The sequence below is a fragment of the Pseudomonas sp. HMWF006 genome (assembly GCF_003061205.1).
Lineage (GTDB): Bacteria > Pseudomonadota > Gammaproteobacteria > Pseudomonadales > Pseudomonadaceae > Aquipseudomonas > Aquipseudomonas monsensis.
Genome location: NZ_QAIU01000587.1, coordinates 3,412 through 8,984, shown reverse-complemented (window position 1 = coordinate 8,984; position 5,573 = coordinate 3,412). Strand labels below are relative to the sequence as shown.

General features: G+C 61.5%; 7 protein-coding genes and 1 pseudogene. 5 read left to right on the top strand and 3 right to left on the bottom strand.

Going from position 1 to position 5,573, the window contains the following annotated elements; genetic code table 11:
- Positions 1-448 (bottom strand): AraC family transcriptional regulator (locus DBR24_RS34055; protein ID WP_256591894.1); only part of this gene is annotated, 448 nt, incomplete at its 3' end.
- Positions 449-612: 164 nt separating this feature from the next.
- Between DBR24_RS34055 and DBR24_RS27130 the strand changes: the two genes are divergently transcribed.
- Positions 613-924: a DUF962 domain-containing protein gene (locus DBR24_RS27130; protein ID WP_123465645.1), complete on the top strand. Its 312-nt coding sequence runs from the start codon at positions 613-615 to the stop codon at positions 922-924.
- 21 nt (positions 925-945) lie between these two features.
- Positions 946-1,539, top strand: coding sequence for an HD domain-containing protein (locus tag DBR24_RS27125; RefSeq protein ID WP_128616255.1), 594 nt, complete (start codon positions 946-948; stop codon positions 1,537-1,539).
- Between the two features lie 115 nt (positions 1,540-1,654).
- Here the strand turns inward: DBR24_RS27125 and DBR24_RS27120 are convergent, their stop codons facing one another.
- Complete coding sequence (locus tag DBR24_RS27120; RefSeq protein ID WP_123465641.1) at positions 1,655-2,470, bottom strand: UDP-2,3-diacylglucosamine diphosphatase; 816 nt, start codon at positions 2,468-2,470, stop codon at positions 1,655-1,657.
- Between the two features lie 135 nt (positions 2,471-2,605).
- On the opposite strand from DBR24_RS27120, the gene DBR24_RS27115 reads away from it, so the two are divergent.
- Complete coding sequence (locus tag DBR24_RS27115) at positions 2,606-3,370, top strand: AraC family transcriptional regulator (protein ID WP_128616254.1); 765 nt, start codon at positions 2,606-2,608, stop codon at positions 3,368-3,370.
- A gap of 97 nt (positions 3,371-3,467) precedes the next feature.
- On the top strand, positions 3,468-4,361 hold the full coding sequence (locus DBR24_RS27110; RefSeq protein ID WP_128616253.1) for a DMT family transporter: 894 nt from the start codon (positions 3,468-3,470) through the stop codon (positions 4,359-4,361).
- Here DBR24_RS27110 and DBR24_RS27105 read toward each other — a convergent pair.
- Positions 4,355-4,642: a SelT/SelW/SelH family protein gene (locus DBR24_RS27105; RefSeq protein ID WP_128616252.1), complete on the bottom strand. Its 288-nt coding sequence runs from the start codon at positions 4,640-4,642 to the stop codon at positions 4,355-4,357. The genes DBR24_RS27110 and DBR24_RS27105 overlap by 7 nt on opposite strands.
- A 71-nt stretch (positions 4,643-4,713) precedes the next feature.
- Between DBR24_RS27105 and DBR24_RS34050 the strand changes: the two are divergent.
- A pseudogene (locus DBR24_RS34050) lies at positions 4,714-5,573 on the top strand (patatin-like phospholipase family protein); the annotation flags it as partial.

Below are 5,573 nucleotides of genomic sequence, written 5' to 3'. Positions count from 1 at the left end.
GGCCCAGCGCGCAGGCCAGCGAGGCTTCGGCGCTTTGTCGGGTCGGCGGCAGATGATCGCCGTGCACGGTCAGAATCAGCGCATAACCTTCATCGAGCAGGCGAAAACTCAGGTCGGCGCTTTCGGCAATGATCCGTTGATAACGCACCAAACGTTGAAAGCCTTCGGCCAGCGTGTTGCTCGACATCAACGCGTAGCCGGCGACGTGAAACGACGCCGGCCGCACCACTTTGCCCATGTTCAGGCCGATCGCCGGGTTACCGGACAACTCGACCGCCCTTTGCCACAGGCGGGTCATGGAATCTTGCGGGAAACGTGCATCCGGATCATCCAGAGCCGCGTAATCGAGCCCCAGCTGCTTGAACAGAGCCCGGCAATCCAGGCCGTCCATCTCCAATGCTTTGACAATCCCCATCGCCCAGCTTGCAGAAGTCGTTCGTTCGCTCATGGCGTTTTTCTTTTACATGATGGCCCGCATGCTACGGCCCGATTTGCGAAGGATACTAAAGTGGCGCCGATTGTCACTGGCCCACCCCCATGATCACTCTAGACTCAAATAGGCTACCCGCAGAACAACTCGTCGCCAGAACAATAACCACAGAGAACGCGGTCGTGGAAAACATAAAGCATTTCAACAGCTTCGCTGAGTTCTATCCGTATTACCTCAGCGAGCACAGCAACAGCACCTGTCGGCGCCTGCATTTCATCGGCACGACACTGGTGATCCTTATTCTGGCCCTGACTCTCGCCAAAGGCGCCTGGCTGCTATTGTTGGCCTTGCCGCTGGCCGGCTACAGCTTCGCCTGGATCGGGCATTTCTTTTTCGAGAAAAACCGCCCGGCGACGTTTCAGCATCCGCTGTACAGCCTGCTCGGCGACTTCGTCATGTACCGCGACATGATTCTGGGTCGCGTGGCGTTCTGAACAACCCGACGAGGATGGCCGATGAGCGCCAACGCCCGTTTCACCCACATGAAAGACGGCACCCAGGAAGACTGGGCAATCATTGCGGCGGACTTCAGTGCCTACGCCAGACAATTGCCGGCGCGGATCATGACCCACCTGAAATTGCTCGAAGGGGATTTCGGCGGCTTCCCGGTGGACCGCCTGACCCACTCGCTGCAAACCGCAACCCGAGCCTTGCGCGACGGGCGCGATGAGGAATATGTGGTGTGCGCGCTGCTGCACGACATTGGCGACACCTTGGGCTCCTACAACCACCCGGACATTGCCGCAGCGATCCTCAAGCCGTTCGTCAGTGCCGAGAACCTGTGGATGGTCGAGAAGCACGGCATCTTTCAGGGCTACTATTTCTTCCATCACCTGGGCATGGATCGGCATCTGCGCGAGCAGTTCAAAGAGCACCCGCAGTTCCAGGCGACCGCCGAGTTTTGTGCCAAGTACGATGCGGCGGCGTTTGATGCAGCCTATGACACCCTGCCGCTGAGTTTCTTCGAGCCGATGGTGGAAAGGCTGTTTGCGCAGCCGAAGAACTCGATTTACAAAGCCGCAATGGAAGAACACACCACCACCGCTTGATGTTGTTTGTACTGGCCTCATCGCTGGCAAGCCAGCTCCCACAAGATTGTGTGCCGTTCACAAAACCTGTGGGAGCTGGCTTGCCAACGATGAGGCCCTCTAAACCATCCGAGACTCAGGCCAGTTCGGCGACTTTAGCCGCCTTGAGCTGCGCTTCGCGTGCCTGGGCATCCGCCAGGCGATACAACTCGATCGTGCCGTCCCAATGCTCGATCAACGCCGTGCACGATTCCACCCAGTCGCCGCAATTGAGGTAATCGACCTCGCCAACCTTGCGGATCTCGGCATGGTGAATGTGCCCGCAGACCACACCATGAAGCTCGCGCTTCACGCATTCATGGGCGATGGCTTCTTCGAAGTCGCTGATGAAGCTCACCGCGGTTTTTACCTTGTGCTTGAGATACGCCGACAACGACCAGTACCCGTAGCCATACCGCGCACGCCAGTGATTGAGCCAGCGGTTGAGGGTCAGGGTGAATTCGTAGGCCGAATCGCCGAGGAAGGCCAGCCAGCGATGATAGCGGGTGATCACATCGAACTGATCGCCGTGAATCACCAGCAAATGCCGCCCGTCTGCCGTGACATGCACCGCCTCGTCGACCAACTGGATATTGCCCAGAATCAGCTTCGAATAGCGGCGCAGGAATTCGTCGTGGTTGCCGGTGACGTAAATCACTTCGGTGCCGCGCTTGCTCATGGTCAGCAAGCGGCGGATCACGTTGGTGTGCGCTTGTGGCCAATACATGCCGCCACGCAGTTTCCAACCGTCGATGATGTCCCCGACCAGGTAGATCTTGTCGGCGTGATAGCCCTTGAGAAACGTCGACAAGTGTTCCGCCTGGCAATCCCGCGTGCCCAGGTGCACGTCGGAAATCCACAAGGTGCGCACTCGCTGTTTACGGCTGGGTTTGGCAAGCTCGGCGCTGGTCATGGGCAACCCTCTACGATGTTTTCGCCAGAGTGCGCCCGTCCGGTTAATCGACCATGACAGGCGCGAGTCAGTCCTGTGACAACGCATCCGGCGCGGGCCGGTGTAGACTGGCGATCACTTCGGAGACGAACTGCGATGCGACCGATCCTCACCCTGCGCGACTACACCCATGATCTGATCGTCCACAGCCACGAGCACGCTCAACTGGTGTTCGGGTTATCGGGCGCGCTGGATTTCGAGGTCGAGGGCCAGGGCAGTCAGGTGCGCCAGCAGAGTTTCGTGGTCGTCCCGTCCGGCGCCCATCATGCCTGCGGCAGCCCTGATGGCAGTCGCTGCCTGGTGCTCGACATCCCTGAGGGGCCGTGGGTAACGGAGTCATTGGGCGAGCATGCCGAGGCCAGTCGCCGCCTGCTCGACAATCCGGCGCGCCGGACACTGGATACCGGGCAAAGCCAATTGGTCAGCTGGCTGGCCAGCAGCCCCATCAGTGATCCGCTGATCGCTCGCCAGGGTGCCGTGTTGCTGCTGGCCAGCCTCAATCATGCCAGGCCGGCCGAACTCGCCGCGCGCCGCCTGCCCTACGCAGCGCTGGACGCGCACATCGAGCAATACGCCGCCTATCCACTGCAAGTCGCCGACCTGGCGCGCATCGCCGGCCTGTCCAGCGCGCGCCTGCATGCGCGGTTCATGGCCGAATGCGGACAGACGCCGATGGACTACATTCGCAGCCGGCGCCTGCATCTGGCGGTGCGACTGTTACGCGACACTGCACTGCCGATCGGCGAAGTAGGCAGCCGCGTAGGCTATACCTCGCAAAGTGCTTTTTCAGCCGCAGTCCTGCGTGAGTTCGGTTCATCACCCGGCCAGCTTCGGCGCGAGTCCTGCAACAAAAGACGCTAGTCTGCCGACAGACTTATCAGCCTGCATACGATTCAATGTGCAGGCGCCGCCGAAGGCTGCGCCTACCGTTGAATATGTGCCTGAATTAAGGATTGCGATGACCCCGCGTACCGCCCTTGGCGCCCTGCATATTGGCGCCCTGATGTTCGGCCTGACCGGTGTGTTCGGCAAACTCGCTGCGGCATCACCTGCCGTGATCGTGTTCGGCCGTGCCGCGTTCGCCGTGCTCGCCCTGGCTTTTTTTGCCCGTTTTGCCAGCCAGAACGGCTGGCAAAAACTCCAGGCTGTGGACTGGCGACGCCTCGCCCTCAGCGGTGTGTTGCTGGCCGGGCATTGGGTGAGCTTTTTCGTTTCGGTAAAAATCGCCGGAGTGGCGATTGCGACGCTGGGCTTTGCCAGTTTCCCGGCGTTCACGGTGATTCTCGAAGGGCTGATCTTCCGCGAACGCATCCGCGCCAACGAGATCGTGCTGGTGGTGCTGGTCACGGTCGGTCTGGTGCTGGTGACGCCGGCGTTCGATCTGGCCAGTGGCGCGACCACCGGCCTGCTTTGGGCGGTGCTGTCCGGCCTGTTGTTTTCCCTGCTGTCACTGACCAATCGTGCCAGCTCCGGGCGCATCCCGGCGGTGCAGGCGGCGCTGTGTCAGAACGTCGTGGTCGCCGTGTGCCTGCTGCCGGTCGCGGCGCCGCAACTCAGCGAAGTGCGCGCACTGGACTGGCTGTGGATCGGCCTGCTCGGGGTGTTCTGCACCGGGGTGGCCCACAGCCTGTTCGTGGCCAGTCTGGCGGTGATCAAGGCGCGCACGGCAGCGGTGGTGTTTGCGATGGAGCCGGTTTACGGCATCACCGTCGCCTGGCTGCTGTTTGATGAGAACCCGACACTGCGGATGTTGCTCGGTGGTGCGCTGATCATCGTCGCGATCGTCGTGTCGGCGCGGATGTCAGGCCATGCGGACAAGAAAACCGTCGCCGCCGAGGCCGCGTCTCACTGAGTGCGGTCGTTGTGGCCGAGGTCGCGGTCAGGGTCGATCTGATCGCGCACCCGTTGCTTCAACACTTTGGCTTCGGGAAAGCCACCGTCGGCCTTGCGCTCCCAGATCTGCACGCCAGCGCAGGTGATGTGAAACACCCCGCCGGTGCCCGGCACCAACGAGACTTTGCCGAGGTCGTCGGCAAAGGTGCTGAGCAACTCCTGGGCCAGCCATGCGGCGCGCAACAGCCATTGGCATTGCGTGCAATAGGTGATGACAACTTCTGCTTTTGCGGCGGTCATGTTCGCTGAAACTCCTGAGACAGAGGGCGCCGCTATAATAGCCGGCTTTACAGTTTGCCCCGAGACTCACAATGCGCCGTCTGCTGCTCTGCCTGCTGCTTGGTTTCCTGCCCTTGTTCGTTCACGCCAGCGCCCCTGCCAACGAAGCTACGCGGCCAAAAGTCGGCCTGGTGCTGTCCGGTGGCGCTGCGCGTGGCCTGGCGCACATCGGCGTGCTCAAGGCGCTGGAAGAGCAAGGTATCAAGATCGACGCGATTGCCGGCACCAGCATGGGCGCGGTGGTCGGCGGCCTTTATGCCTCGGGCTACAAGATCGACGAGCTGGAAAAACTCGCCCTGAACATCGACTGGCAACAGGCGCTGTCCGACGCCCCGCCCCGGGAAGACGTGCCGTTTCGGCGCAAGCAGGATGACCGCGACTTTCTGGTGAAACAGAAACTGAGCTTTCGCGACGACGGCAGCCTCGGCCTGCCGCTGGGGGTGATTCAGGGGCAGAACCTCGCACTGTTGCTGGAGAGCCTGCTGGCGCATACCAGCGATACACGGGATTTCGACAAGCTGCCGATCCCGTTCCGCGCCGTGGCCACCGACATCGCCAATGGCGAAAAAGTGGTGTTCCGCAAGGGTCACCTGCCCCAGGTGATTCGCGCCAGCATGTCGATCCCGGCGGTGTTCGCCCCGGTGGAACTCGATGGCCGGTTGCTGGTGGACGGCGGCATGACCGACAACATCCCCCTCGACGTGGCGCGGGAAATGGGGGTCGACGTCGCCATCGTCGTCGATATCGGAACGCCCCTGCGCAACAGCAAGCAGCTGACCACCGTGGTCGACGTACTGAACCAGTCGATCACCCTGATGACCCGGCGCAACTCCGAAGAGCAACTCGCGGCCCTGAAACCGTCGGATGTCCTTATCCAGCCGGCGCTGGCGGC

Excerpts from the sequence above, each read along its gene's own strand:
- DBR24_RS27125 (WP_128616255.1), top strand. The coding sequence starts at position 946 with ATGAGCGCCAACGCCCGTTTCACCCACATGAAAGACGGCACCCAGGAA.
- DBR24_RS27120 (WP_123465641.1), bottom strand. The coding sequence starts at position 2,470 with ATGACCAGCGCCGAGCTTGCCAAACCCAGCCGTAAACAGCGAGTGCGC.
- DBR24_RS27115 (WP_128616254.1), top strand. The coding sequence starts at position 2,606 with ATGCGACCGATCCTCACCCTGCGCGACTACACCCATGATCTGATCGTC.
- DBR24_RS27110 (WP_128616253.1), top strand. The coding sequence starts at position 3,468 with ATGACCCCGCGTACCGCCCTTGGCGCCCTGCATATTGGCGCCCTGATG.
- DBR24_RS27105 (WP_128616252.1), bottom strand. The coding sequence starts at position 4,642 with ATGACCGCCGCAAAAGCAGAAGTTGTCATCACCTATTGCACGCAATGC.